This is a genomic window from Sphingomonas zeicaulis, from assembly GCF_050433225.1.
Lineage (GTDB): Bacteria > Pseudomonadota > Alphaproteobacteria > Sphingomonadales > Sphingomonadaceae > Sphingomonas_D > Sphingomonas_D zeicaulis.
In genome coordinates, this window is record NZ_JBNPXQ010000001.1 from 789063 (window position 1) to 815709 (window position 26647).

The 26647-nt window shown below is 64.7% G+C and carries 19 protein-coding genes; 15 read left to right on the plus strand and 4 right to left on the minus strand.

What is annotated here, in order from left to right:
• Positions 1-28: 28 nt before the first annotated feature.
• The 13 genes from tsf to FHS96_RS03915 all read left to right on the plus strand — a co-directional run bounded on the left by tsf (position 29) and on the right by FHS96_RS03915 (position 16298).
• Positions 29-976, plus strand: a complete 948-nt coding sequence (gene tsf / locus FHS96_RS03855) for a translation elongation factor Ts (protein WP_429588068.1) — start codon at positions 29-31, stop codon at positions 974-976.
• A gap of 140 nt (positions 977-1116) precedes the next feature.
• Positions 1117-1860 carry a UMP kinase gene (gene pyrH / locus FHS96_RS03860; protein ID WP_429588070.1) on the plus strand — a complete coding sequence of 248 codons (744 nt, stop codon included), beginning with the start codon at positions 1117-1119 and terminating at the stop codon, positions 1858-1860.
• Positions 1847-2404, plus strand: coding sequence for a ribosome recycling factor (gene frr, locus FHS96_RS03865; protein ID WP_429588071.1), 558 nt, complete (start codon positions 1847-1849; stop codon positions 2402-2404). The genes pyrH and frr overlap by 14 nt, the downstream gene beginning before the upstream one ends.
• Positions 2405-2406: 2 nt before the next feature.
• Positions 2407-3153 (plus strand): isoprenyl transferase, encoded by a 747-nt coding sequence (locus FHS96_RS03870; protein ID WP_429589601.1) that lies wholly within the window; start codon positions 2407-2409, stop codon positions 3151-3153.
• A complete protein-coding gene (locus tag FHS96_RS03875) occupies positions 3150-3941 on the plus strand; it encodes a phosphatidate cytidylyltransferase (RefSeq protein WP_429588072.1) in 792 nt (263 codons plus the stop codon). The genes FHS96_RS03870 and FHS96_RS03875 overlap by 4 nt, the downstream gene beginning before the upstream one ends.
• Complete coding sequence (locus FHS96_RS03880) at positions 3938-5095, plus strand: 1-deoxy-D-xylulose-5-phosphate reductoisomerase (protein ID WP_429588073.1); 1158 nt, start codon at positions 3938-3940, stop codon at positions 5093-5095. Before FHS96_RS03875 ends, FHS96_RS03880 begins: the two co-directional genes overlap by 4 nt.
• Positions 5092-6225 (plus strand): RIP metalloprotease RseP, encoded by a 1134-nt coding sequence (rseP, locus tag FHS96_RS03885; protein ID WP_429588074.1) that lies wholly within the window; start codon positions 5092-5094, stop codon positions 6223-6225. Before FHS96_RS03880 ends, rseP begins: the two co-directional genes overlap by 4 nt.
• A 146-nt stretch (positions 6226-6371) precedes the next feature.
• Positions 6372-9029 carry an outer membrane protein assembly factor BamA gene (gene bamA, locus FHS96_RS03890; protein ID WP_429589604.1) on the plus strand — a complete coding sequence of 886 codons (2658 nt, stop codon included), beginning with the start codon at positions 6372-6374 and terminating at the stop codon, positions 9027-9029.
• Positions 9029-9676 (plus strand): OmpH family outer membrane protein, encoded by a 648-nt coding sequence (locus FHS96_RS03895; RefSeq protein WP_429588075.1) that lies wholly within the window; start codon positions 9029-9031, stop codon positions 9674-9676. Before bamA ends, FHS96_RS03895 begins: the two co-directional genes overlap by 1 nt.
• A complete protein-coding gene (gene fabZ, locus FHS96_RS03900) occupies positions 9673-10155 on the plus strand; it encodes a 3-hydroxyacyl-ACP dehydratase FabZ (protein WP_429588077.1) in 483 nt (160 codons plus the stop codon). Before FHS96_RS03895 ends, fabZ begins: the two co-directional genes overlap by 4 nt.
• Positions 10156-10298: 143 nt before the next feature.
• Positions 10299-10529, plus strand: coding sequence for a 50S ribosomal protein L31 (gene rpmE / locus FHS96_RS03905; RefSeq protein ID WP_429588078.1), 231 nt, complete (start codon positions 10299-10301; stop codon positions 10527-10529).
• A gap of 150 nt (positions 10530-10679) precedes the next feature.
• Positions 10680-13610, plus strand: a complete 2931-nt coding sequence (locus FHS96_RS03910; protein ID WP_429588080.1) for a M10 family metallopeptidase C-terminal domain-containing protein — start codon at positions 10680-10682, stop codon at positions 13608-13610.
• Between the two features lie 210 nt (positions 13611-13820).
• A complete protein-coding gene (locus tag FHS96_RS03915; protein ID WP_429588082.1) occupies positions 13821-16298 on the plus strand; it encodes a TonB-dependent receptor in 2478 nt (825 codons plus the stop codon).
• 48 nt (positions 16299-16346) lie between these two features.
• On the opposite strand, the gene FHS96_RS03920 is transcribed toward FHS96_RS03915, so the two are convergent.
• On the minus strand, positions 16347-17729 hold the full coding sequence (locus FHS96_RS03920; RefSeq protein ID WP_429588083.1) for an FAD-containing oxidoreductase: 1383 nt from the start codon (positions 17727-17729) through the stop codon (positions 16347-16349).
• 7 nt (positions 17730-17736) lie between these two features.
• Complete coding sequence (locus tag FHS96_RS03925; RefSeq protein ID WP_429588084.1) at positions 17737-18213, minus strand: DUF4126 family protein; 477 nt, start codon at positions 18211-18213, stop codon at positions 17737-17739.
• Positions 18214-18417: 204 nt separating this feature from the next.
• Here FHS96_RS03925 and FHS96_RS03930 point away from each other — a divergent pair, with 204 nt between their 5' ends.
• Both FHS96_RS03930 and FHS96_RS03935 read left to right on the plus strand, forming a co-directional pair.
• Entirely contained in the window at positions 18418-23178 is a 4761-nt protein-coding gene (locus FHS96_RS03930) for a beta strand repeat-containing protein (protein WP_429588085.1), read from the plus strand.
• A 157-nt stretch (positions 23179-23335) separates the two neighbouring features.
• Positions 23336-24481, plus strand: a complete 1146-nt coding sequence (locus tag FHS96_RS03935) for a sterol desaturase family protein (RefSeq protein ID WP_429588086.1) — start codon at positions 23336-23338, stop codon at positions 24479-24481.
• Between the two features lie 16 nt (positions 24482-24497).
• Here the strand turns inward: FHS96_RS03935 and purN are convergent, their stop codons facing one another.
• Both purN and purM read right to left on the minus strand, forming a co-directional pair.
• On the minus strand, positions 24498-25448 hold the full coding sequence (gene purN, locus FHS96_RS03940) for a phosphoribosylglycinamide formyltransferase (protein ID WP_429588087.1): 951 nt from the start codon (positions 25446-25448) through the stop codon (positions 24498-24500).
• The gene (gene purM, locus FHS96_RS03945) at positions 25441-26550 is read right to left on the minus strand and encodes a phosphoribosylformylglycinamidine cyclo-ligase (protein WP_429588088.1); all 1110 of its coding nucleotides are present in this window, start codon (positions 26548-26550) and stop codon (positions 25441-25443) included. Before purM ends, purN begins: the two co-directional genes overlap by 8 nt.
• Positions 26551-26647 lie beyond the last annotated feature (97 nt).

Genomic DNA, 26647 nt, shown 5'->3' on the forward strand with positions numbered 1-26647 from the left:
TTATCGAGACAAACTGAAGGAACAGGACATGGCCGAGATCACTGCCGCCCTGGTGAAGGAACTGCGCGAGCGCTCCGGCGCCGGCATGATGGATTGCAAGAAGGCGTTGGCCGAAACCGGCGGCGACATGGAAGCCGCGATTGACTGGCTGCGTACCAAGGGTCTTGCGACCGCCGCGAAAAAGGCGGGCCGCACCGCCGCCGAGGGTCTGGTCGGCGTTGCCGTGTCGGGCACCCGCGGCGCTGCCGTCGAGGTCAACTCGGAGACCGATTTCGTCGCGAAGAACGAACTGTTCCAGCAGTTCGTGAAGACGGTTGCCGGCATCGCGCTCGAAAAGGGTGCGGACGTCGAGGCGCTGTCGGCCGCGAGCTGGCCCGAGGGCGGCACCGTCGCCGAGAAGCTGACCGCCAATGTCGCGCAGATCGGTGAGAACCAGGCGCTGCGTCGCGCGGCGCTGCTCGAAGTCTCCGAGGGTGTCGTGGTCTCCTATGTCCACAACGCCGCGGCTACGGGCCTTGGCAAGATCGGCGTGCTTGTCGCGCTCGAGAGCGCCGCGCCCGCCGAAGCGCTGGAGGCGCTGGGCAAGCAGCTCGCGATGCATGTCGCCGCCGCAAATCCCTCGGCGCTGAATGAGGAAGACCTGCCGGCCGATCTGATCGAGCGTGAGCGCGCGATCGCCGCCGAGAAGGCCGCCGAATCGGGCAAGCCGGCGAACATCGTCGAGAAGATGGTCGAGGGTTCGATCGCGAAGTTCCGCAAGGAAAACGCGCTGGTCAGCCAGATCTTCGTGATCGACGGCAAGTCGAAGGTGTCGGATGTGGTCGCCGCGGCGGCCAAGGAAGCCGGCAGCCCGATCACGCTCGCCAACTATGTGCGCTTCCAGCTGGGCGAGGGCATCGTGAAGGAAGAGAGCGATTTCGCGGCGGAAGTCGCGGCCGCTGCCGGCGTCAAGAAGGACGAGCCGGCCAACGCCTGATCGCAGTCACGCCGCCGTTCCTTCGATTGGAACGGCGGCGAAACTGTGTTCGCGCGGAGTGCCTTGCCCGGCTTGGCACCACGCACCGGCGCAACTAAGGTGCGCGCCGCTTCTTCCCCAACGATCAGGATCGCTCCCCTATGCTGCGCCCACGCTTCAACCGCATCCTCCTGAAATTGTCCGGAGAGGTGCTGATGGGGCCCGGCCAGTTCGGTATCGATCCCGACACGGTCGCGCGCGTGGCGGACGAGATCAAGGCGGCCAAGGAAGCCGGCCATGAGCTTTGCATCGTCGTCGGTGGCGGCAATATCTTTCGCGGCCTTGCAGCGGCGGCCAAGGGCTTCGAGCGCACCAGCGCCGACTATATGGGCATGCTCGCCACGGTCATGAACGCGCTGGCGGTGCAGAACGCGCTGGAGCAGATCGGCGTCGACACCCGTGTCCAGTCAGCGATCCCGATGAACACGGTGTGCGAGCCCTTCATCAAACGCCGCGCCGAGCGCCATATGGAAAAGGGCCGGATCGTGATCTTCGCGGCCGGCACCGGAAATCCCTATTTCACCACCGACAGCGCTGCCGCGCTCCGCGCCGCGGAGATGAATTGCGACGCGCTGTTCAAGGGCACCTCGGTCGATGGCGTCTATGATGCCGATCCCAAGAAGGTGCCGGGTGCAAAGCGTTTCGATACAGTCAGTTTCAACCATGTGCTCGCAGCCGATCTGAAGGTGATGGATGCGAGCGCCGTGTCGCTGTGCCGCGACAACGACATCCCGATCGTGGTGTTCAACATCCGCGAGCAGGGGAATCTGTCGCAGGTCCTTGAGGGCAAGGGCACAGCGACCATCGTGCAGAATGAGGGAGAGTTGATCGATGCCAGCCTATAGCAAGTCCGACCTCGAGCGTCGGATGGCCGGCGCCGTCGAGGCGTTGAAGCATGATCTCGTCGGCCTGCGCACCGGTCGCGCCTCGACGACTTTGCTCGATCCGGTGACCGTCGAGGTCTATGGGGCGCACATGCCGATCACCCAGGTCGCCACCGTCTCGGTTCCCGAGCCGCGGCTGATCTCGGTGCAGGTGTGGGACAAGTCGAACGTCGGCCCGGTCGACAAGGCGATCCGCTCGGCCGGCCTCGGCCTCAATCCGATCGTCGACGGCCAGACGCTGCGTCTGCCGATTCCTGATCTGACCGAAGAGCGCCGCAAGGAACTCGCCAAGCTCGCCAATCAATACGCGGAAAAGGCCCGGATCGCGGCACGCAACGTGCGCCGTGACGGCAATGACTCGCTCAAGATGGACGAGAAGAAGGGCGAGATCAGCGAGGATGAGCGCAAGCGCGCCGAGACCGAGGTGCAGAAGCTGACCGACGCGACGATTGCGGACATCGATGCCGCCGCTGCCGCGAAGGAAAAGGAAATCCTCGGCAAGTGAGCCTGTTGCCGATCCAGTCCGGTGGCGCATCGCCGAGGACGGGCGGCCGCGGTGCGGTGCCGCGCCACGTCGCGATCATCATGGACGGCAATGGTCGCTGGGCGAAGAAGCGGCTGTTGCCGCGCGTCGCCGGCCATCGCCGCGGGATCGAGGCGGTGCGCCGCACCGTGCGCGCCGCCGGAGAGCTCGGTATCGAGGCGCTGACATTGTTCGCCTTCTCGTCGGAAAACTGGCGCCGTCCGGCGGCGGAAATCGGCGAGCTGATGGGCATGCTCAAGCGCTTCATCGTCTCGGATCTCGATGAAATCCACGAGGCTGGCATTCGCCTGGTCGTGTTGGGTGACTGGCGGATGCTGCAGGGCGACATTGTCGAACTGATCGAGGGTGCCATCGCGCGCACTGCCAACAACACCCGGCAGACGCTTGTTGTGGCGCTGAATTATGGCGCGCAGGATGAGATCGTTCGCGTTGCCCGTCGACTGGCGATCGAGGCTGCCGAGCGGCGTCTCGATCCTGCCACGATCGATGCGGCGATGTTCGAGAACGGGCTCGATACGCAAGGCCTGCCGCCGCTCGACCTGCTGATCCGCACATCGGGCGAAAAGCGCTTGTCCAATTTTCTGCTGTGGCAGGCGGCCTATGCCGAACTGCTGTTCGTCGATACGCTGTGGCCCGATTTCGGTCGCGACGAGCTCGCGGCCGCCGTCGATGCGTTCGCGGCACGCGAGCGGCGGTTCGGAGGTTTATGACGACATCGGTCAAGGCGAACTGGGTTGCCGATCTGCCGCGCAAGGCGCTGGTCGCGGTCATCCTCGTCGCCGTCGCTGTCGGCGGGTTGATCGCCGGCGGCTACGCGCTGTGGCTGCTCTTGTCGGCGTTCGGGCTGCTGATGATGGTCGAGTGGGCAACGCTCGCCGCGGCCGAGGGGCGCGACCGCTGGGTCGCGATTGTCGGCCTCGGAGCGGCGCTGGTCGCGGTCTCGCCGGCGCTCGGGCATCCCGGCTGGCTATCGATCGCGATCATTCTGGGCGCGGCGCTCGTCATCGGGCTGATCAGCCGTAACGCCCAGCTTGGCGGCGGCGCGCCCTATATCGCGCTACCAGTGCTCTCGCTGCTGTTCGTGCGCGCCGAACCGGCCGGCTTGTTGCTTGCGGGCTGGACGCTGGCATTGGTCTGGGCGACCGATATCGGCGCCTATTTTGCCGGTCGCCTGATCGGTGGACCCAAGATCGCGCCTTCGGTCAGCCCTAACAAAACCTGGGCGGGGCTGGGCGGCGGCATGGTCGCTGCGCTCGTAACCGGGCTGCTGTTCCACGTTTTCGGCGGCCTCACCATCGGCCTGGCACTCGCCAGCGCGCCGCTGGCGGTGGTCGCGCAGGCGGGCGACTTCTTCGAAAGCGCGCTCAAGCGCAACGCCGGCGTCAAGGACAGCGGTACGATCCTGCCCGGCCATGGCGGCGTGCTCGATCGGCTCGACGGGCTGGTGCCGGTGTCGGTGGTCGTTGCGCTCGTGCTGGCGGCGGGGGTGCGGATATGAAGCGCGTCACCGTTCTCGGCGCGACCGGGTCGGTCGGCGCATCGACGCTCGATCTGCTCCAGTCGGATCCCGATCGCTTCGATGTGATCGCGCTGACCGCCAATCGTGACGCCGCCGGGCTTGCCGCGGCGGCGCGGGCGACGGGTGCTAAGCTCGCGGTTATCGGGGATCCGACGGGCTACGGAGCCCTGAAAGGGCTGCTCGCGGGCAGCGGCATCGAGGCGGCGGCAGGTGCCGGCGCGATCGTCGATGCCGCGCGGCTGGGGGCGGACTGGACGATGGCTTCGATCGTCGGCTGCGCCGGCCTGCCGCCGGTCCTGGCCGCGCTGGAGCAGGGCGGAGCGGTCGCGCTGGCCAACAAGGAAGCGCTGGTCAGCGCCGGATCGCTGATGACCGACGTCGCCCGCCGCGCCGGTGCGACGCTGCTGCCGGTCGATTCGGAGCATAATGCGATCTTCCAATGCTTCGATCATGACGCGCCGGAACGCGTGCAGCGCATCATCCTGACCGCCAGCGGCGGCCCGTTCCGCGAATGGACGCTGGAGGCGATGGCATTGGTCACCCCGGCGCAGGCGGTGAAGCATCCCAACTGGTCGATGGGCGCGAAGATTTCCGTCGATTCGGCGACGATGATGAACAAGGGCCTCGAACTGATCGAGGCGTTCCATCTCTTCCCGGTCGGGCTCGAGAAGATCGACATCCTCGTCCACCCGCAGTCGGTGGTTCATTCGATGGTCGAATATGTCGATGGATCGGTTCTGGCGCAGTTGGGCACGCCCGACATGCGGACGCCGATCGCGCATGCGCTGGCCTGGCCGGATCGGATGGAGACGCGCGCGGCACGGCTCGACCTCGTCAAGGTTGGCAGGCTCGACTTCGAAGCCCCTGATCCGGAACGGTTTCCGGCGCTGGCGCTGGCCCGCGCGGCGCTGGAGGCGGGCGGCGCTCGCCCGGCCATCCTCAACGCGGCGAACGAGGTGGCGGTCGCCGCTTTCCTTGAGGGGCGCTGCGGCTTCCTCGAAATCGCCGCAATTGTGCGCGAAACACTGGAGCGCTATGACCCGGGGGCACCGGTCTCGCTTGACGATGTGTTCGCGATCGACCGTGAAGCGCGGGACGTGGCATCAGGGGTTATGAAGGTGAGTGCTGCGTGACCGACAACCCCGGCTTCCTGTTGACCGTTTTAGCGTTCGTCCTCGTCATCGGCCCGCTCGTCTTCGTCCATGAGCTTGGCCATTATATCGCCGGCCGCATCTTCGGCGTGAAGGCGGAGACCTTCTCGATCGGCTTCGGCGGCACGATCGCCGGCTGGCATGACAAGCGCGGCACGCACTGGAAGCTAGGGTGGCTGCCCCTGGGCGGCTATGTGCGCTTCGCCGGTGACATGGGTGCCGCGAGCCAGCCAACCGCCGAATGGCTGGCGCTGCCGCCGGAAGAACGCGCGAAGACCTTCCAGGCCAAGCCGCTGTGGCAGCGCGCGATCATCGTCGCGGCTGGTGCGATCGTGAATTTCCTGTTCGCGATCCTGATCCTCGGTTCCTTCGCCTATCTTGAAGGCGTGCCACGCACTCCGCCAGTGATCGCGATGGTCGCCGAAGGATCTGCCGCGGATCAGGCGGGGATGAAGGCGGGTGATCGCGTCCTTTCGATCTCGGGCCGTTCGATCGGTGATTTCGAAGATATCTACCGGATTGTCCGCTTCAGCCCGATCGAGCCGATGCAGATCGCGATCGATCGTGGCGGCAACCGGCTGTCGGTTGACGTGACGCCCGGCGTGATCGTCGAACGCGATCGCTTCGGCAATGAATATCGCATGGGGCAACTCGGTATCGGCAAGCCGCCCGCGGTCTATGACGAGATCGGCTTGCTCGAAGCGCCGCTGGTCGGTGCGGAGCGGACCTGGGGGATCGTACGGCTGATGGTCGACACGCTCGGCCAGGTCGTTGCCGGACGGCGGTCAGTCAAGGAACTGGGCGGACCGCTCAAGATCGCGCAAGTCTCTGGAGAGGCAGCGATGATGGGTTGGGAGAGCCTGATCGGTTTCATCGCGCTCGTTTCGATTAATCTGGGATTCATCAATCTCTTGCCAGTTCCCATGCTGGATGGCGGGCATCTGTTCTTCTATGCGATCGAGGCGGTGCGGCGGAAACCGGTACCGGTCGAAGCGCAGGAATGGGCATATCGCGGTGGTTTTGCGCTGCTCGTCTCGCTGATGCTGTTGGTGACGTTCAACGATCTGACCTCTTTTGGCCTCTGGCAGAAGCTGGGCGGCTTGATCGGTTGACGGGAGTGGGGCAGGGCGGCGATCGTTCGGGGACGCAATCGTCGGAAATGACAAGCAGCCGAGCGCGCAACAAAGGGTAGGGACGCGTGACAGTCACTGAAAAGCAACGGTTCGGCAAACGCCAGGCGGCACTGCTCGTCGGCACGATGATCGCGGGGATACCGACGCCGCTGCTCGCCCAGGCCGCCGATGCGCCGGCGGCGCCCGCAGCCGCGCCTGCGCTCGCGCCGCTGGCACCGGCGCCAACCGTGGGCACGGTCAAGTCGATCAACGTCACCGGCAACCAGCGTCTGGAGGCGGATACCGTCCGCTCCTACATCCAGCTGCGCGCGGGGGAGAGCTACACGACCGAAACGCTCGACCAGGCGCTGAAGGATCTGTTCGCGACCGAGCTGTTTGCCGACGTGCGGATCACCGGCGGCGACACCGGCGACATCGTGATCGAGGTGCGTGAGAATCCGGTGATCAACCGCATCGTGCTTGAGGGCAACAAGCGGTTGAAGGAAGACAAGATCCGGCCCGAAATCCGTCTCGCGCCGCGCCAGATCTTCACACGATCCAAGGTGCGTGCGGATGTCGCCCGCATCATCGAACTCTATCGCCGCCAGGGGCGTTTCGCCGCGACCGTCGAGCCCAAGATGGTCTCGCTCGACCAGAACCGCGTCGACATCATCTTCGAGATCACCGAGGGCGCGAAGTCGAAGGTCCGCCAGATCAACATCATCGGCAACGAGGCGTTCAACGACGGCGAACTGCGCTCGGAGATGGCGACCAAGCAGTCGCGCTTCTTCCGCTTCTTCTCCTCGTCCGACAGCTATGATCCCGATCGCCTCGCCTATGACCAGGCGAAGCTGCGCCAGTTCTACCTGACACAGGGCTATGCCGATTTCCGCGTCGTTTCCGCGGTCGCCGAACTGACGCCGGACAAGCGTGACTTCATCATCACCTATGTGGTCGAGGAAGGGCAGCGCTACAAGTTCGGCGACGTGAAGGTCGAAAGCGATATTCGAGATTTCAAGCCGAACAATGTCGGCAAGGTCTCGATGAAGAAGGGCGACTGGTACAACGCCAAGATGGTCGAGGACACGGTCGAATCCTTGACCGAAAGCGCCGGTTTGTTCGGCTATGCCTTCGCCGAGGTGTCTCCGGAGTTCAATCGCGACAAGGACGCGTTGACGATGGACATCACCTTCCGCATCGGGGAGGCGCCGCGCGTCTATGTCGAGCGGATCGATATCAACGGCAACACGCTGACGCAGGACAAGGTGGTCCGCCGCGAATTCCGCTTGGCGGAAGGCGATGCGTTCAACAGCTTCCTCGTCAAGCGCTCGACCGACCGCATCAAGTCGCTGGGCTTCTTCCAGGAGAATCTGGAAGTTGAACAGAAGCAGGGCTCGGCGCCCGATCGCATCATCCTCGAGACTAATGTCGAGGAAAAGTCGACCGGCGAACTCCAGCTCTCGGCGGGCTTCTCGTCGCTCGAACGCTTCATCGTCGCAGCGTCGGTGCGCCAGCGCAACTTCCGCGGCAAGGGCCAGGAACTGCGCACCAGCGTCAACTATTCGAGCTATTCCAAGTCGGTCGAGGTCGGCTTCACCGAGCCTTATCTGTTCGACAAGACGATCGCGGTCGGCGGCGACATCTTCCGTCGTGACTTCAGCTCGTTCAACTATATCAGCAACAACGATCGCAACACGACCTATCAGCAGATCACCACGGGCTTCCAGCTTCGTGCGGGTGTGCCGATCACCGAATATGTCTCGCTGGCGCTGCGTTACGGCCTCAGCTTCGACGACATCACGCTGGACGAGAGCTACTACTCCAATGGCGAGTGTAGCCCGATCATCGCGGGTCGCTATCTCTGCGACGCCATCGGCAAGCGCACGACCTCGTCCGTCGGCTACAGCCTGGTCTATGACACGCTGAACAACCGCATCCGTCCGACCGGCGGTCAGCGCGTGGTGTTCAGCCAGGATTTCGCCGGCCTCGGCGGCTCGGTGCGCTACCTCAAGAGCCGCATCGATGCCGCGAAATACGTCAATATCGGTGCCGGCTTCATCGGTTCGGCCAGCATTGAGGGCGGCGCGATCATCCCGTTCCAGAGCAGCCAGGGCGCCGGTCGGGACGCGGTCCGCCTTGTCGACCGCTTCTTCCTGGGCCAGCCGCAATTCCCGGGGTTCGACATTCGCGGCATCGGCCCGCGCGTCGTGCGTCGTCAATATGATACGACGACCGAAGAGCCGTTGGATCTGGTGCCGGACAACAACAACCGCGTCGATGACGCGCTGGGCGGTCGTTACTACTATCTCGCCAAGCTCGAGGTGGAGATCCCGCTCGGTTCGGGCGCGCGCGAACTGGGCCTGAGGCCATCGATCTTCGCGGTTGCGGGCTCGGTGTTCGGCGTGAAGCGTCCGCAACTCACCGAATTCCCCGATACCAATGGTGACGGTTATCCCGACCCGTTGGACCTCGGGCCGTTGCGCACCGCGGCTGGCGAGCAGATCTACACCATCCCGGCCGGCCAGTTGAACGCCGGCGCCTCCACCACCTGCGCCACCGGCCAGATGGTGTCCGGGCAGACCGGCTGCGTCGGCGACGTGGCGAACACGGAAGCCCGCAATATCGTACAGCCTTTTTCCGAGCAGTTCTTCGGAAATACCTGGAAGCCGCGCCTCTCGGTGGGCATCGGCGTCAACTGGAACTCGCCCTTTGGCCCGTTCCGGATCGACATCGCGAAAGCGCTGCTGAAGGAACCGGGGGATGACACCCGACTCTTCACCTTCAATGTAGGGACTCAATTCTGATGAAGACCTTGTTCAAGGCGCTGGCGCTCGCCGCTGCTGCCATTCCCGCTCTCGTCGCTGCCGGCCCCGCGCATGCGCAGGTCGCTGGCGTTGCCATCGCCAATCTCGAGCAGGCGATTGCCGAGACCAACGCATATCGCAATGCGATCACGCAGATGCGCACCACCTACAAGCCGCAGATCGATCAGGTTCAGGCGCGTGCCACCGCGCTCGAAACCGAACTGAAGCCGCTGGTCGACAAGTTCCAGGCGGATCAGAAGGCCGCGACCCCCAATCGCGCGGCGCTGCAGACGCAGTACACCGCGATCCAGACCAAGCAGCAGGCCGGCCAGGCCGAATTGCAGAAGCTGAATGAGCCGGTTGCGCTGGCGCAGGCCTATGTCGAAGAGCAGATCGCGGCGAAGCTGAACGACGCCCTCAAGTCGGCGATGACCAAGAAGAAGGTCAGCCTGGTGCTTCAGCCGCAGGCGGCCGTCTCGTTCCAGCCGACCGTCGACATCACCAAAGATGTCACTGCCGAGCTCAACACCGCGGTGCCCAGCGTCCAGATCACCCCGCCGGCGGGCTGGCGTCCGGGTGGCCAGCAGCAGGCGGCGGCCGCCGCCGCGCCCGCTGCTCCGGCCGCACCGAAGCCGCAGGGCCGGTGAGCGACGGCGCCGATCCGGCGCCCGCGAGCATCGGGCCTCTCGACATAAGGCAGGTGCTCGCGGCGTTGCCGCACCGTTATCCGATGCTGCTGGTCGATCGCGTCGAGGAGATCGTCCTCGACCAGTCGATCGTCGCGGTGAAGGCGGTGAGCTTCAACGAGAGCTTCTTCCAGGGGCATTTTCCCGGCCGTCCGATCATGCCGGGCGTGCTGATCGTCGAGGCGCTGGCGCAGGCCGCCGGCGTGCTCGCGGTGGAATCGCTCGGGCTCGCCGGATCCGGCAAGCTCGTCTATTTCATGGCGATCGAGGAAGCGAAGTTCCGTTCTCCGGTTGAACCCGGCGTGCTGCTGAAGCTGCACGTGGACTTCGTCCAGAAGCGCGCATCGGTGTGCAAATTTGCCGGCAAGGCGCTGATTGACGGCAAGGTGGTTGCGCAGGCGAACTTTACCGCGATGATTGCGGACCCGCCCGCAGCCTGAAGACGAAGCACGTGCGGCCGGCGCGATGCGGCGGCCGCACGCTTCCTTTTTCCCAGCTGTCTTGCCCTTTGGGCGAAGCGCCGCTATGGCGCCGCCTTCGCATCCACGGCCGGTCGGAAACCGGCCATCTCCGGAGCATAGAGATGAAGAAGAATATCCACCCCGACTACCACATGATCAAGGTGCAGATGACCGACGGCACCGTGTACGAAACCCGCTCCACCTGGGGCAAGGAAGGCGACACGCTGCAGCTCGACATCGACCCCACCGTCCACCCGGCGTGGACCGGCGGCAACCAGCGCATGCTGGATCAGGGTGGTCAGGTCGCGCGCTTCAACAAGCGCTTCGGCGGCCTCACGCTCAAGGGCAAGTAAGCGGCAGCGGCGCATCGCGCCGCGCCAGACACTTCCATCGACCCGTCTCCGCGCCTGCGGGGGCGGGTCGATGTGCGTTTGCGACTCCCCCAGCTTGCGCTATGTTAACCGAAAGCGGCGCGAGCGAGCGCTCGTGAGCGGGAGAGGGGCATGCCGACATATGTTGGAACGCCGGATGGGGACATCCTGGCGGGCGATCTTTTCGGAGCGGCCGACGATATCATCAGGGGGCTCGGCGGCGATGATGCGCTGTCCGGGCTGGACGGTGCGGACGTGCTGGCCGGCGGCGCCGGCAATGACAGCCTCAACGGCGGCCGCGGCATCGACACTGCCGACTATGGCGAGGCGTCGGCGGCGGTCACCCTCAGCCTCGCGGTCGCAGGTGCGCAGAATAGCGGCGGCGACGGCATCGACACGCTGGTTGCGATCGAGAACATCATCGGTTCTGCCTTCGGCGATACGCTGACCGGCAGCAGCAGCGCCAATCGCATCGATGGCGGCGCCGGCGACGACGTGATCGATGGCGGCACCGGCACAGGTGCCGACGTGCTGGTCGGCGGCGATGGTATTGATACGCTGCGCTACGCCGATTCCGCCGCGCGCATCTATGTCAGCCTGTCCGTCGCGACCGCGCAGGCGACAGTGGGCGCGGGCAACGACACCGTCTCAGGCTTCGAGAATCTCGTCGGCAGCGGCTTCGACGATCGGCTGTCGGGCAACGAGGTCGCCAACATCATCACCGGCGGCAATGGCAACGATCAGATCAACGGCGCCGATGGCGACGATACACTCGCCGGTGGCGCAGGTATCGACACGATCGACGGTGGGGCGGGCAACGACCTCATCGATGGCGGTCTCGGTAACGATGTCGCGAGCTTCGCCTCGGCGACCGCAGCGGTGACCGTCAGCCTGCTGGCTGAGGGCGCCCAGAACACGCTTGGCGCGGGCACCGATACGCTGGTCTCGATCGAGGGGCTGACCGGATCGGCGTTCAACGACGTGCTGATCGGCAATGCCGGCCTCAACATCCTGTCGGGCGGCTTGGGGAATGATCTTCTCTCAGGCGGGGCGGGCAACGACACGCTCGATGGCGGTGGTGGCAACGACACCGCGACTTATGCCGATGCGGCGTCCGCGGTCACCATCAATCTGCTCAGCGCCTCGGCGCAGCCCACCGGTGGGGCCGGGAGCGACACGCTCCGCAGTATCGAGAACCTGATCGGCACGGCGTTTGCAGATACGCTGACGGGCAACCAATATGGCAACATCCTCGACGGTGGCGAGGGTGACGACCTGCTTTCGGGCGGGCTCGGCAATGACATGCTGAATGGCGGCGCGGGCACGGACACTGCGACCTATGCCGCGGCGGCATCGGCGGTGAAGGTCAGCCTCGCGATCGCCGGGGCGCAATATACGCTGGGCGCACATACCGACACGCTGATCGGGATCGAGCTCTTGACCGGTTCGGCCTTCGACGATCAACTCACCGGCGATGGCGGCGATAATGTGCTAACGGGAAATGCCGGAAACGACGTGCTCAACGGCGGTGGCGGGAACGATACGCTGTCCGGCGGCCAGTCGAGCGATACTGCGAGCTATGCCGGCGCCGCCTCAGTCGTCACGGTCTCGTTGGCGATCACCACCGCGCAGGACACGATCGGCGCCGGCATAGACACCTTCATCGCGATGGAGAACCTGACCGGCTCGGCATATAATGACACGCTGACCGGCAACGGCCAGGCCAATATGCTGTCGGGCGGCAATGGTCATGATCTGCTGGATGGTGCGCATGGCGCCGATACGCTGGACGGCGGTGCCGGCAACGACACGCTGCGCGGCGGCGGCAGCGACGATGTGCTGCTCGGCGAGGCGGGCGACGATCTGCTCGATGGCGGTGTGGGCAATAACAGCCTCGACGGCGGCACTGGTTTCGACACGATCAGCTTCGCAGCGGCGACGCAGGCGATCGATATCGACCTGGGGCTGACGACGGCGCAGCCGGTCCCCGGCCTCTCCTCCTCGAACATCATCCTCAATGTCGAACACATCATCGGTTCCGCCTATGATGACCGGATCATCGCCGGCAATGTCGGGACAGTTCTGGAGGGTGGAGACCGCTATGACGAACTGATCGGCGGCGCCGGTGTCGATATACTGATTGGGGGTAATGATCAGGATGATCTTACCGGAAGCGCAGGCGATACGCTGATCGGTGGCAGCGGGTGGGATAGGTACTATATCGACACCGCCAACCTCACCATCATCGAACTTCTCGATGGCGGGCCGGACGATGTCTACTCGTCGGTGAGTTTCACCTTGCCCGACCATGTGGAAGGCCTGTGGTTGACGGGAAGCGCCAACATCAATGGTACGGGCAATGCCGGAAACAACACGCTCGGCGGCAACAGTGGCAGCAATGTCCTGATCGGTGGTGATGGCAATGACGGCCTAATCGGGAGCGTCAGCTCGGCGCTCAGCAGCGATACGCTGATCGGCGGCGCCGGCGATGATTTCTACGATCTGCGCACGCTTGATGATATCGTGGTAGAACTTGCCGGTGGCGGCCGTGATACCGTGTTTTACTACGATCACACATATTCGATGACCTATGTTCTTCCCGACAATTGCGAGATCCTGCGGATCTATGGTGGCCGTGGCATCGGCAATGCCGCTGACAATGAGATTTCCGGCGTCAGCTACGACCGCAATACTCTGAACGGTGGAGGTGGCGCCGATATCCTGCAGGGTAACCTTGGTGCAGACTATTTCGAGTTCAGTTCAGTCGCTGATTCTACCGTTGGCAATCCGGACCGTATCTTCGATCCGGGGCGTCACGCGGGTACCTTCAATTTTGACCATGTCGATCTCCGGCAGGTCGATGCGGATGTTGGGATCGAGGGCGACCAGGCTTTCCACTTCGTCACGGCCTTTACAGGCGCTTCAGCGGAAGCCACGCTGACCTACGACGCCGTCGCCAACGTCACGACCTTCCTCGCCGACGTGAACGGCGATGCGGTCGCTGACATGCGGATCCTGCTCAACGGCAGTCTCGATCAGGTGGTGCTGATCTGGGATCTGTAGCACGCGCGTCCATGCGAATGCATGAGGGCGGCCGCGCTGCGGGCGCCCTTTTTTTGAGTGTGGGGCGACCGCAGAACAGCGCATTCTTGGCACCGCGCAAAGAAATCTATCTACCCACTAGATTAATAGACATTTAGCTCGGTTCCCCAGCCGACAAGTCGAGAATGACTCGGGCGGCGCCGTCGGCGCGTCGCTTCTAGGGGAAGAAACATGCTGCGCCGTCTCAAGCCATTGCTGCTGCTCTCAGCAGCCTTCGCCGCCACGCCCGCGTTTGCCGCCGACGGGGCGCCCGCTGCCGCGGATGCAGCCGCCCCGGCCGACGCGGATGCGGCCGAGCCTGCCGGTGGCGCCAACAGCGGCGAGATCGTCGTGACGGCGCGCCGCCGTGCGGAAGATGTGCAGGACGTGCCGGTCGCGATCTCAGTGGTGGGCGGTGCCGCGCTGGAAGCGCAGGGCACCTACAACATCAACCGGCTGACCCAGCTGCAGCCGACACTGCAGTTCTTCTCCACCAATCCGCGCAACACGTTCATCAACATCCGCGGCATCGGCGCGCCGTTCGGCCTTACCAATGACGGCTTCGAGCAGGGTGTCGGCATTTACATCGACCAAGTCTATTACAACCGCATCGCCGCTGCGACGCTGGACTTCGTCGACGTCGAGCAGATCGAGGTGCTGCGTGGGCCGCAGGGCACGCTCTACGGGAAGAACACAACTGCCGGCGCGATCAACGTCACCACCCGAGCGCCCAGCTTCGAATTCGAGGGCAAGGCGGAAATCTCGCTCGGCAATTACAGCTTCAAGCAGGCGAAGGCCTCGGTGTCCGGGCCGATCACCGACAAACTGGCCGCGCGGATCAGCGTTTCGAGCACCGATCGTCGCGGCACGATCTACAATGTCGCCACCGACCAATGGATCAACTCGCAGGATAATATTGGCGTTCGCGGCGCGCTGCTGTGGAAGCCGAGCGAGGATCTGCGGATCACCTTGGCGGCTGATTTCAACCTGCAGGATCCGATCTGCTGCGGCCAGATCTATGCGCGCGTCGGTACCACACAGCGCGCGCTCAACCGCCAATATGCGGCGTTGACCGCGCTGTTCCCGGGCTACCAGGTGCCCAGCACCAACGCGTTCGACCGGCTGACCGATCTCGATGCGCCGCTCGCCGCGCGCAACGAGATGGGTGGTGCCTCGCTGCGCGCCGAATGGGATGTAGGGCCGGGCACGCTGACCTCGATCACCGCGTGGCGCTATTGGGATTGGGATCCCTCCAACGACCGCGATTTCACTGGTCTTCCGGTCTACACCAAGGTCAACAACCCGACGAAGCAGAACCAGTATACGCAGGAGCTGCGTTACGCCTATGAGGCGGACCGGCTGGACTTCGTTGTCGGTGCCTTCGCCTTCTACCAGGAAATCCGCACCAGCGGCATTCAGGAAACCGGCCCGGCGGCGAGCGCATGGTTGCTCAACCCCAGCAGCGCGCTGTCGGGCAACCCGGCGGTGCTGAATGACATCGTCGCGGAAAACGACATCCGTCTCGACAATCTCAGCCTGGCCGCATTCGGCAAGGTGAACTGGCACGTCACGGACAAGCTCACCGTCTCGCCTGGCATTCGTATTAATTACGACAAGAAGGAAGGCCTCTATGACTCGGTGGTGATCGGCACCGCGTCGGACGGTACGCGCCAGCTCATCACGAATGACACGACGCATCCCTATTATAATGATCCGTGGACCGCGGCTCAGCGCGGTACCCAGTCCTCGCAATTCTTCGAGCCCGACTTCAGCGACTGGAATCTCTCCTACGACCTCAACCTTTCCTACAAGGTCACCGAGGATGTGCTCGCCTATGCGACCTATGCGCGTTCATTCAAGACGGGCGGCATCAACCTGAACGGCGTGCCGAGCCGCGGCGATGGCACACCCGCGCTGGAGGTCGCGCAGATCAAGCCCGAGAAGGTCGACCATTTCGAACTTGGCCTGAAGACTCAGTTCTGGGATCGCCGTGCGACCTTCAACCTCACCGGCTATTGGACCGAGATCAAGGATTTCCAGGCCAGCGTGATCAGCAATGTCAGCGGCAGCAACGTGCTGCGCGGCTATCTGGCCAATGCGGACAAGGTGCGGGTGCGCGGGATCGAGGCCGATTTCAGCGTTCGCCCGACGGACCAGCTCAGTGCCTATGTCAGCGGTGCATTCACCGACCATGAGTTCAGGAAGTTCGTCGACGCGCCGTGCCCGCCCGAACTCGCGGGCGGCGGCACCGGGACACCCGCCGGCCCGGCCGCAACGCCGGGCGCAAACAGCCCCGCCAATTGCGACGTTTCGGGGCAATGGCTGCCGGGCATCTCGAAATGGGCGTTTTCGTGGGGTGCCGAATATGACATTCCGGCGACCGTTCTCGGGCGCGATGGCGACGTCTATCTGGGCTATGATGCGAATTACCGCTCGAAATTCTCGTCCAACGCGTCGCGATCGATCTACACCGATGTTTCGGGTTATTCGATCCACAATTTCCGCGTCGGCTTCCGTACCGATAATTTCGACGTGTTCGGCTGGATCCGGAATGCCTTCGATCAGAATTATTTCGAATCGCTGGCGGTCACCCCAGGCAACACCGGCCTGATCTCCGCGCAACTCGGCGATCCGCAGACCTGGGGCGGCACGATCAAATTCTCGTTCTGATGTGGGAGGGTGGGGCCGGCGCGGATGATCTTCGTGCCGGCCGCGCCTTCATTCAACCGGCTTGAGCCCCAGGATCAACGTGGGCAGCAGCTCGGATACGGTGGGGTGGATCGGCATCGCCCAGCGCAGCACGTCATGGGTCTGGTGCGCGTTCATCATGTCGAGGACGCCGTGGATCGCTTCGTCGCCACCGGTGCCAAGGATCGCGGCTCCCAGCATCTCGTGCGTCTCGGCATCGGCGATCAGCTTCATGAAGCCCTGCGTTTCGCCCTTCTCAACCGCGCGGCCGACGCGCGTCATCGGTCGTGTCGAGATGGCGAGCGGACGGCCTGATTTGCGTGCCTCCCCCTCGCTCATGCCGACGCGGCCGAGCGGCGGATCGATATAGAGCGCATAGCCGAGGATGCGGTCGCTGAGCTTGCGGTCCTCGCCGTCGAGCAGATTGGCCGCAACGATCTCGAAATCATTATAGGCGGTGTGGGTGAAGGCGCCGCGCCCGTTGCAGTCGCCCAATGCCCAGATGCCGGGTACATTGGTGGCCAGCCGGTCATCGACCTGGATGTAGCCGCGCGCGTCCACGGCGACGCCGGCTACGTCGAGCCCGAGATCGTCGGTGTTGGGACGCCGCCCGACCGCCAGCAGCGCATGTGTGCCGACCACTTCCGGCTCGCCCGATTCGCAATCCACGCCCACGGCGATGCGGCCATCGGGTTCGGGCCGGAACGAGATGCATTCGGCGCTGGTGCGCACCGCAATGCCTTCGGCCTCGAGAATGTCGCGGATCGCCTCTGAAATGTCGGAATCCTCGCGCCCCACCAGCCGCGGCCCTTTCTCAACCACCGTCACCTTAGCACCGAAGCGGCGATACATCTGTGCGAATTCCAGCCCGATATAGCTGCCACCGACGACCACAAGATGCTCGGGCAGGGTGTCGAGTGCGATGATCGAGCGGTTGTTGAGCAACGACACGTCATGCACACCCGGCATGTCGGGCACCGCCGCGCGGCCACCGACATTGAGGAAGATGCGCGGCGCGGTAAGCCGCCGATCGCCGACCGCGATCGTGTCGGGCGAGACGAAATGGGCGTGACCGCGGATCAGGGTGAGCCCCTGCATGCCAGCCAGCCAATTCTCGTTTCCGGTGCGTGCGTTCAGCGTCACCTTGTGCGCGCGCGCCGAAACCGCCTTCATGTCCACCGAAATCGGCGTGGCGATCACCACGCCGTAATCCGCGGCACGCTGTGCCAGTCGTGCCGCATAGGCACTGGCGACGAGCGCCTTGGTGGGCATGCAGCCGGTGTTGACGCAGGTGCCGCCGACCAGGTGGCGCTCGACCAGCGCAACCGTCATGCCCGCATCGGTCAGCCGGCCGCACAGGGAAGGACCGGCCTGGCCGGCGCCGATCACGATCGCATCGAATGTTTCGCTCATGCGCCCTCTATAGCGCGGCAACCAGCGCCACGGCAGCACCGATCGCCACCGCATCCTCGACCAGCGCGGCGGGGCGGTCGCTGCTGAACGCGGCGGCGAGGCGCGCCCGCACTCCAGCGCCGCCAAGCGTGCCGATCACGGCGCCGACGAGCCCCGGCACTGCACCGATCAGTGCCGCGCCTTGCCATTGGTCGGGCTGCGCCGCGGCTGCGAAGGCTGCGCCACCGAGCGCGCCGGCGATCAAACGTGCTCCGAATTGGGCGGGAACCTTGCGGCTGGGCGTCGACGGTAATTGATCCGTAATGAACTCAACGACCGCAAGCAGTGATAGAATCGCTGGCAAATACCGCCAACCGAGAAACGCGAGCCCCGTCTGCGACAGATCCAGCCTGGCGAGGGCCACCGCCCAGCATAGCGCCGCAAGCGCCGTAAACACTCGCAAACCGGCAATTGCGCCGATCAGCACAGCAAGCAGCCACACCATGTAAGCCTCCCACTCCGCGCGGCCGCAGGCTGACACAGCAAGCGTGTGAAGTCACGTTCCATTGGCGCGGAATCGGGTGTGTGGGGCGTTTTCACAATGTAACCATTCTCGACGCATCAGAAAAAATTAACTATATTTGTTAACAATCTTAAGGTTCTGCATTTTATTATCGACCCCGTGGAATCTTGGTTGGGGAGACTAAAAATGCCAGAACTGGTTCGCGTGGGGAGTGAGGTTGTCGTTCGTAACGATTCGTTCGACAATCAACTGGCGCCATCGATCACGGCGCTGAACAATGGTGGCTATGCTATAGCATGGGAAGACTATAGCGGTTCGTTGATCGATCTATCCGGATCGGGGATCAAGCTTAGAATTTATGATGCCAACGGCAATCCGACCAGTGCGGAAATCCTCGTCAACACGACCTTGCTCGGCAGTCAGACCCAGCCGGCGATCACGACCCTTAACAACGGCAACATCGTCGTCACCTGGACTGACCCGGCAGTCGCTGGTGTCCTCGGGGCGAATGTGCATGGCCAGATGTTCACCGCTACGGGTGCGGCTGTCGGCGGTGAGTTCGTCGTCAACACCGGCCTTCTCGGCGCACTGCTCGGTGTTCAGAACACGTCGGACGTCATCGCGCTTGAAGGTGGCGGCTTCCTTGTCACCTTCACGACCTATGGTTTGACCAGCAGCGAAGTCATCGGGCAGCTCTACAACGCTGCCGGCGCGGCAGTGGGCGGCAATTTCCGGATCAACACCAACCTCGACGGGGCGCAGATCGAACCGAAGATCACCGCGCTTTCCAACGGCGGCTTCATTGCCACTTGGGAAGACAGCAGCGGCGACTATGGCGATACCAGCGGCTCGGCGATCGTTGCGCAGATCTTCGCGGCCAATGGCGATCGCGTGGGCTTCGAGTTCCGCGTCAACACCACCACCGCGGGTTCGCAGGTCGACCAGACCGTCACCACGCTCGACAACGGCAATTTCGTCGTCACCTGGACCGATCCCAGCGCGGGCAACACCAATGTCCGCGGCCAGATCTACACGTCCGGCGGCGTCGCCGTAGGTGGCGAGTTCGTGGTCAACACCGTGCTGACCGGCGCACAGACCGAGCCGGTGATCGCGGCGCTGCCCAATGGCGGCTTCGTCGTCGTGTGGACCGACAGCAGCGGTTCCTATGGTGATGCCAGCGGCTCGGCTATCCTTGCGCAGGCGTTCGACGCCAGCGGCGCGAAGGTCGGCAGCCCGGTGCTCGTTAATACCAGCACCACCGGCGCGCAGCTCAACCCCTCGGTGACGGTGCTGGCCGACGGCAAGATCACCATCACCTGGGAAACCCCCGGTACCGCAGGGGTGACCGCGATCGTCTCGCAGCAGCTCGTCCTCAATTCAGCGCCGACCGGCATCGTCATCGACGACGCGCAGGTGGAGGAGAATGCTGCGGCGGGTACGGTGGTCGGCACCGTCAGCGCGACCGATCCGGATGGTGACACGATCACCTATTCGCTGGTCGACAATGGCGGCGGCCGCTTCGTGATCGACGCCAATACCGGCGTCATCACCGTCGCGCCCGGCGCGGTGCTCGATTATGAAACCGATCGCGATATCGACATCACTGTTCGCGCGACCGACGAGAACGGAACCGCGACCGACCAGACGATCACCATCCTGCTGATCAATGTCGACGAGTTTCCGACGATCGACGGCACCCCCGGTGACGACGTCATCACCGCGCCATCGGACGACACCACGACGATCAACGGCGGCGGTGGCAACGACACGCTGACCGGCGCCGGCGGTAACGACACGCTCAACGGCGGTGACGGCAATGATACGCTCGCCGGCATGGGCGGCGATGATGTGCTCAACGGCGGCCCCGGCGATGACTCGCTCAATGGCGGCGAAGGGAATGACACCGTCAATGGTGGTGGCGGCAACGATACCGGGCTTGGCGGGACGGGGAACGACATCCTCAACGGCGGCGATGGCAACGACATCCTCGACGGTGGCGATGGCGACGATCAGGTCAACGGTGAGGCCGGCAACGACACGCTCTCGGGCGGCAATGACGACGACATCCTGAACGGTGGTGCCGGCACGGATACGATCGACGGCGGCGCCGGCAATGACACGATCGATGGCGGCGCCGACGACGACATCCTCGATGGCGGCACCGGAGACGACGAGATCACCGGCGGCACCGGCAATGACTCGCTCGACGGCGGCGACGGCAATGACGTGCTGGTCGGCGGCGACGGCAACGACACGCTCGATGGCGGTGCCGGTGCCGACGACATGACCGGCGGCGCGGGTGACGACACCTATTATGTCGACAATCCCGGCGATGCGATTCACGAGGATGCCGGAGGCGGCAATGACCGCATCATCACCACCATCGATTATGCGCTGGCCGACGGCGACAATATCGAGGATTTGAGCGCGGGCTCGGACGCCGGGCTGATCTTGACCGGCAACAGTGCGGACAACACGATCACCGGTGCCGGTGGTGCCGACACGATCTACGGTCTTGCCGGCAATGACGAGCTGTTCGGCGCCGGTGGCAATGACGTGCTCGAAGGCGGCGATGGCGACGATACGCTCGATGGCGGCGCCGGCGACGACATCATGCGCGGCGGCCTCGGCAACGACACCTATTATGTCGACAGCGCCGGCGACGTGATCGAGGAGGGTGCTGGTGCGGGGACCGATACGGTCATCGCCTCGGTGAACTATACGCTTGGCGAAGACAGCAATATCGAGAATCTGCGCGCCGGTTCCAACGCTGGTCTGGTGCTCACCGGCAACAGCCTCGATAATGTCATCGACGGCGCCAACGGCAACGACACCATATCGGGCCTCGACGGCAATGACGATCTCGATGGCGGCGCGGGCAACGACACGATCGATGGCGGTAACGGCGACGACCTCGTCACCGGCGGCACCGGCAGTGACACGCTTATCGGCGGCGAGGGCGACGACCAACTCAGCGGCGGCACCGGCAACGACAATATCCAGGGCAATGGCGGCAACGACCGGCTTGATGGCGGCACCGGTGCCGACACCATGGTGGGCGGCACCGGCAACGACATCTACATCGTCGATGATGCCGGCGACGTCGTGACCGAGCTTGACGGCGAGGGCGGCGACACCATCCAGACACGCATCAGCTACACCTTGAGTGACGGCCAGTCGATCGAACGCCTCGCCTCGATCGCAGCCGGTGACGTCACATTGATCGGCAACGCCTTCGACAACCGGATCGACGGCGGCAACGGCAACGACACGATCGAAGGCCGCGGCGGCATCGACACGCTTTCGGGCGGCAATGGCAACGATCAGATCGACGGTGGCACCGGTAACGACCTGCTCTACGGCAATGCCGGTGACGACACGCTCGTCGGCGGTGACGGCAATGACCGGCTGGAGGGCGGTGCCGGCGCGGATACGATGCGCGGCGGCCTCGGGTCCGACACCTACATCGTCGAAAGCGCCAGCGACATCGTCGTCGAACTCGACGGGCAGGGCACCGACACGATCCTGACCAGCGTGAACTATACGCTGGGCGAGGATCAGTTCGTCGAGGTGCTCCGCAGCAACAGCAGCGCGGATCTGATCCTGACCGGCAACAGCCGCGACAACCATATCGATGGCGGCACCGGCAACGACATCGTCCGTGGCCTCGGCGGCGCCGATCATCTTGCCGGCAAGGCCGGCAACGACACGGTCGAGGGCGGCGCTGGCAACGACATCATCACGGGTGATGACGGCAACGACACGCTCGATGGCGGCGACGACAACGACCTGATCTATGGCGGCAACGGCACCGATACGCTGGTGGGTGGCGCCGGCAACGATCGTCTCGACGGTCAGGCGGGCACCGATACGCTCGTCGGCGGCGTGGGTGACGATACCTATATCGTCGATGCCGACGATGTGGTGGTCGAACTCGCGGGTGAAGGCAGCGACATCATCCAGGCGCGCGGCAATTACACGCTGGCGGCCGGATCCTCGATCGAGCGCCTGCAGGGTCTAAGCAACGCCGGTTCTACGCTGATCGGCAACGAACTGGACAATGACATCCTGGGCGGTGGCGGCAACGACACCATCCGCGGCCTCGACGGTAATGACTCGCTTGCCGGCGGCAACGGTAACGACACCATCTTCGGCGGCGCCAATGACGATGTTGTCCGCGGGGACAATGGCAATGACATTCTCAACGGCGACGATGGCAACGACACGCTGATCGGCGGTGTCGGCAACGACACGCTCACCGGCGGCGCGGGCAACGACACGCTGTCGGGCGAGGCCGGCAGTGACACATTGATCGGCGGCGACGGCAACGACGTTTACTATATCGACGCGCCGGTCGACACGATCGTCGAGGGTTTCACCGCGACGAGCGGCTACGACACCATCGTTACCACCGCCAACTACACGCTGGTCGACAGCATCTCGATCGAGCAGATCACGTCGAAGAACGATGCCGGGGCTACGTTGACCGGCAACAGCTTCGACAATCGGCTGAACGGTGCGGCCGGTGCGGACACGCTGCGCGGTGGCGGCGGCAATGATGCGATCTACGGCCTTGCCGGCAATGACGTGATCGTCGGCGGTGCCGGGCGGGACTCGCTGATCGGCGGCGCCGGTGCCGACCGCTTTGTCTACGAAGCTGTATCGGATACGGCGGGCACCAATTTGAGCCTCGTCGACCGCATCACCGACTTCTCCACCGCGCAGGGCGATCGCATCGACCTGTCGGCGATCGACGCGGTCACCGGCGGCGCCAATGATGCCTTCACCTTCGTCGCCGCCTTCACCGGGGTGGCGGGGCAACTCATCTCGGTGGCGTCGGGCAGCGGCTATCTGGTGCAGGGCGACGTCAATGGCGACGGCGCGGCGGACTTCACGATCAACGTGACGACCCCCGCACCGCTGACCAGCACGGACTTCATCCTCTGATGGGTTAGGCTGGCACCGGCGGGTCCTCCCCCCACCACGGACCGCCGGAGCGAGTCCGGAGCGCACCAACGCCCGCCCTGCGTTGGTGCGCTCCTCTTTTTTTGCGTACACGCCCGGTGGTGCTAGACTGCCCGATCCGGGGAAGGAGCAAGGGGCGATGGCCGACTATTTCAAGGCGCTGAAGAAGGATCTGGAAGCGCCGATCGAAACGCGGCGTTTCGGCAGCGGCTGGTTCGCCGGTTTCTTCGCGCTGGTGCTGGCGATCGCCGGGCTCGGCCTCGTCGTCGTGCTCCGCTATCCCGGCTTGTTCGGCACGCCGGAACTGGCGATGCTGCGCAATTCCTCGGTGCTCCGCCCGATCATCCATGGCGCGATCCTCGGCGCCTATACGCTGGCGCTGCTCAGCCTGCTGCTCCGCCCGCGCAAGGTGCTTGGCTTCACCGCGCTGGCGCTGGCGCTGCTCGCCGGCTTGCTCGGCGGCGCGGGGGCGGAGGCGCGCGAAGTGCGCGACTGGGGCATCTTCTTCGGCCTCGATTTCTTCGTGCTCAACATGGTGATGACCGGGCTGCTGTTCGCACCCGTCGAGCGGCTGCTGCCGCGCCACGGCACCCAGCGCCTGTTCCGCCCCGAATGGCGCGAGGATCTGTTCTACTATCTCGTCAGCTCGATGATGGTGCAGGCGCTGACCTTCCTGTCCTTTGCGCCTTCAAGGGCGGTGCTCGGCCAGACCGGCGGCTGGGAAGGCTTTCGTGCGCTCGTCGCCGGGCAGCCGCTGGTGCTGCAGGTGATCGAGATCATGCTGCTCACCGATTTCGTCCAATACTGGTTCCACCGTGCCTTCCACCGCGTGCCCTTCCTGTGGGGCTTCCACGCCGTGCATCATTCCGCAAAGTCGATGGACTGGCTGGCCGGCGCGCGCATGCATTTCTTCGAGATCGTGGCGCTGCGCGGCGTCACCGCGATCCCGATGATGACATTGGGGTTCACGCCGACCGCGCTGCAGATCTACATCGGCATCGTCTATGTCTATTCGTCGCTGCTGCACGCCAATCTGCGCGGCGATTTCGACCGGCTTGGCCGCTTCGTCGCCACCCCGCGCTTCCACCACTGGCACCACGGGTTGGAGCCCGAGGCGATCGACGTGAACTTCGCGATCCACTTCCCGCTGTGGGACCGGCTGTTCGGAACCTATCACTTCCCGCCCGGGCGCTGGCCCGAGGGCTATGGCGTGCCGGAAAAGGTCCCCAACGGCTATATGGCGCAGTTCCTGTACCCGTTCCGGCGGGGCCGGGCAAAGGGGTAGGGCAGGGCGCCCGCCCTCAGATCGGCAAATCCGCCAGCTTGCGCGGCGCCACCAGCCGCCAGCTGTTGCGCAGCCGCTCTTCCACCAGCTCCCAGTCAACATCGCCGCCGTCGAGGCGGACCGCCACCCAGCCGGAGGGGCCGAAATAGGCCGGGCGATAATAGAGATCTGGATCGGCATCGATCAGCATCGCTTGCTCGTCCGCGCCGCTGGTCTTGACGATCAGCGCGATTTCGCCGTCACCATGATGGTCCTGCGTGAAATAGCCGAACATCTTGCCGCCCTCGATGCGGAACGCCGGCATGCCGTGCGACAGCGTTTCCTCCGAGGCAGGCAGGGAGAGCGCATGCTTGCGTACCAGCCCCAGCAGATAGTCCGGGTTGCGCTCCAGCGTCACCAGCTCGGCGAGCACGCGCGGATAGAGCTGATGCTCGGCGATCAACGTGCGCGCAGCCAGCGTTGCAGCAGTGTCGCCCGGCACGATCGCGACCTGCGTCTGGCCCAGCACCGGGCCGTCGTCCAACTCGGCGGTCACCAGATGCACCGAACAGCCCGCCTTGGTGTCGCCCGCATCCAGCGCGCGCTGATGGGTGTCGAGCCCCTTGTAGAGCGGCAGCAGCGAGGGATGGATGTTGATCATCCGACCGGCCCAGCCGTTGACGAAGGCTTCGGACAGCAGCCGCATATAACCCGCCAGTGCGACATGGCTGACGTCCGCCGCGCGCAATTGCACATCGACGATCGCGTCGAACTCGGCGCGCTTCAGCCCCTTGTGGCTTTGCGCAAAGGTCGGCACGCCCTCCGCCGCGGCGAGCGCGAGGCCCGGCGCGTCGGGATCGTTGGAGATGACGATCGCTATCTCATAGGGGCAGTCGGCCGCGCGCGAGGCGTAGAGCAAGGCGGCCATGTTGGAGCCGCGGCCCGAGATCAGCACGCCGACCCGTGCGCGCGGCCGCGGTTCAGCCATTGTGCGTCGCGGTCCAGGCGTCGCGCGCGCTCCACGCATCGGCCGAACCCTGCACGGTGCAGCCGCGCGCGCCAGCCTCGATCGCGCCGATGCGGAACACCGTCTCGCCCGAGCCCTCCAGCGCCGCGACGACATCGTCGACATGCGACGGATTGACCACCAGCACCATGCCGATGCCGCAGTTGAAGGTGCGCGCCATCTCTTCGGGCTCGATGTTGCCCTGCGCCTGCAGGAAGGCCATCAGCCGCGGCTGCGGCCAGGCGTCGGCATCGATGCGCGCGTGGAGGTTTTCCGGCAGCACGCGCGGCACATTTTCCAGAAGCCCGCCGCCGGTGATGTGCGCCAGCGCGCGGACCATGCCGGCGCGGACCAGCGGCAGCAGCGACTTCACATAGATGCGCGTGGGCGCCATCAGCGCGTCGATCAGCCGCACATCCTGGTCGAACAGCGCGGGCCGTTCCAGCTTCCAGCCCTTGTCCGCGGCGAGGCGCCGGACCAGCGAGAAGCCGTTCGAATGCACGCCGGAGGACGCGAGGCCGATCAGCACATCGCCATCGGCCACATCCGTTCCGGTCAGCGCACGATGGCGTTCGACCGCGCCGACGCAGAAGCCGGCAAGATCATAATCGCCATCGGCATACATGCCCGGCATCTCGGCGGTCTCGCCGCCGATCAGCGCACAGCCGGCGATGCGGCAGCCTTCGGCTATGCTGGCGATCACGCGCTCGGCAACGCCGGACTCCAGCTTGCCGGTGGCGTAATAGTCGAGGAAGAAAAGCGGCTCGGCGCCCTGCACGATCAGGTCGTTGGCGCACATCGCGACGAGATCGATGCCGACGCCGTCATGCGCGCCATGGTCGATCGCCAGCTTCAGCTTGGTGCCGACGCCGTCGTTGGCCGCCACCAGCAGCGGATCGTCATAGCCCGCCGCCTTGAGATCGAAGAAACCCCCGAACCCACCCAACTCCGCATCGGCACCGGGCCGGCGCGTCGCCTTGGCGAGTGGCGCGATCGCCTTCACCAGCGCATTGCCGGCGGCGATCGAAACGCCCGCACGGGCATAGGTGTAGGACGAAGCTGCGTCGTTCTGTTGGTCGCTCATGTCGCGGCCCTAGAGCGGATCGCGGCAAAACGGAACCGCTGTTGCAACCAAAAGCCGATCGTTGGCGTCTCTCGCCCCCTCCCGCATTGGCGAAAGG

Coding starts and splice junctions, on each gene's coding strand:
- bamA (WP_429589604.1), top strand. CDS start 6,372: ATGATCGCGGGGATACCGACGCCGCTGCTCGCCCAGGCCGCCGATGCG.
- pyrH (WP_429588070.1), top strand. CDS start 1,117: ATGCTGCGCCCACGCTTCAACCGCATCCTCCTGAAATTGTCCGGAGAG.
- FHS96_RS03880 (WP_429588073.1), top strand. CDS start 3,938: ATGAAGCGCGTCACCGTTCTCGGCGCGACCGGGTCGGTCGGCGCATCG.
- FHS96_RS03875 (WP_429588072.1), top strand. CDS start 3,150: ATGACGACATCGGTCAAGGCGAACTGGGTTGCCGATCTGCCGCGCAAG.
- rpmE (WP_429588078.1), top strand. CDS start 10,299: ATGAAGAAGAATATCCACCCCGACTACCACATGATCAAGGTGCAGATG.
- FHS96_RS03930 (WP_429588085.1), top strand. CDS start 18,418: ATGCCAGAACTGGTTCGCGTGGGGAGTGAGGTTGTCGTTCGTAACGAT.
- tsf (WP_429588068.1), top strand. CDS start 29: ATGGCCGAGATCACTGCCGCCCTGGTGAAGGAACTGCGCGAGCGCTCC.
- FHS96_RS03915 (WP_429588082.1), top strand. CDS start 13,821: ATGCTGCGCCGTCTCAAGCCATTGCTGCTGCTCTCAGCAGCCTTCGCC.
- FHS96_RS03925 (WP_429588084.1), bottom strand. CDS start 18,213: ATGGTGTGGCTGCTTGCTGTGCTGATCGGCGCAATTGCCGGTTTGCGA.
- FHS96_RS03935 (WP_429588086.1), top strand. CDS start 23,336: ATGGCCGACTATTTCAAGGCGCTGAAGAAGGATCTGGAAGCGCCGATC.
- FHS96_RS03895 (WP_429588075.1), top strand. CDS start 9,029: ATGAAGACCTTGTTCAAGGCGCTGGCGCTCGCCGCTGCTGCCATTCCC.
- FHS96_RS03920 (WP_429588083.1), bottom strand. CDS start 17,729: ATGAGCGAAACATTCGATGCGATCGTGATCGGCGCCGGCCAGGCCGGT.
- purN (WP_429588087.1), bottom strand. CDS start 25,448: ATGGCTGAACCGCGGCCGCGCGCACGGGTCGGCGTGCTGATCTCGGGC.
- FHS96_RS03910 (WP_429588080.1), top strand. CDS start 10,680: ATGCCGACATATGTTGGAACGCCGGATGGGGACATCCTGGCGGGCGAT.
- purM (WP_429588088.1), bottom strand. CDS start 26,550: ATGAGCGACCAACAGAACGACGCAGCTTCGTCCTACACCTATGCCCGT.
- frr (WP_429588071.1), top strand. CDS start 1,847: ATGCCAGCCTATAGCAAGTCCGACCTCGAGCGTCGGATGGCCGGCGCC.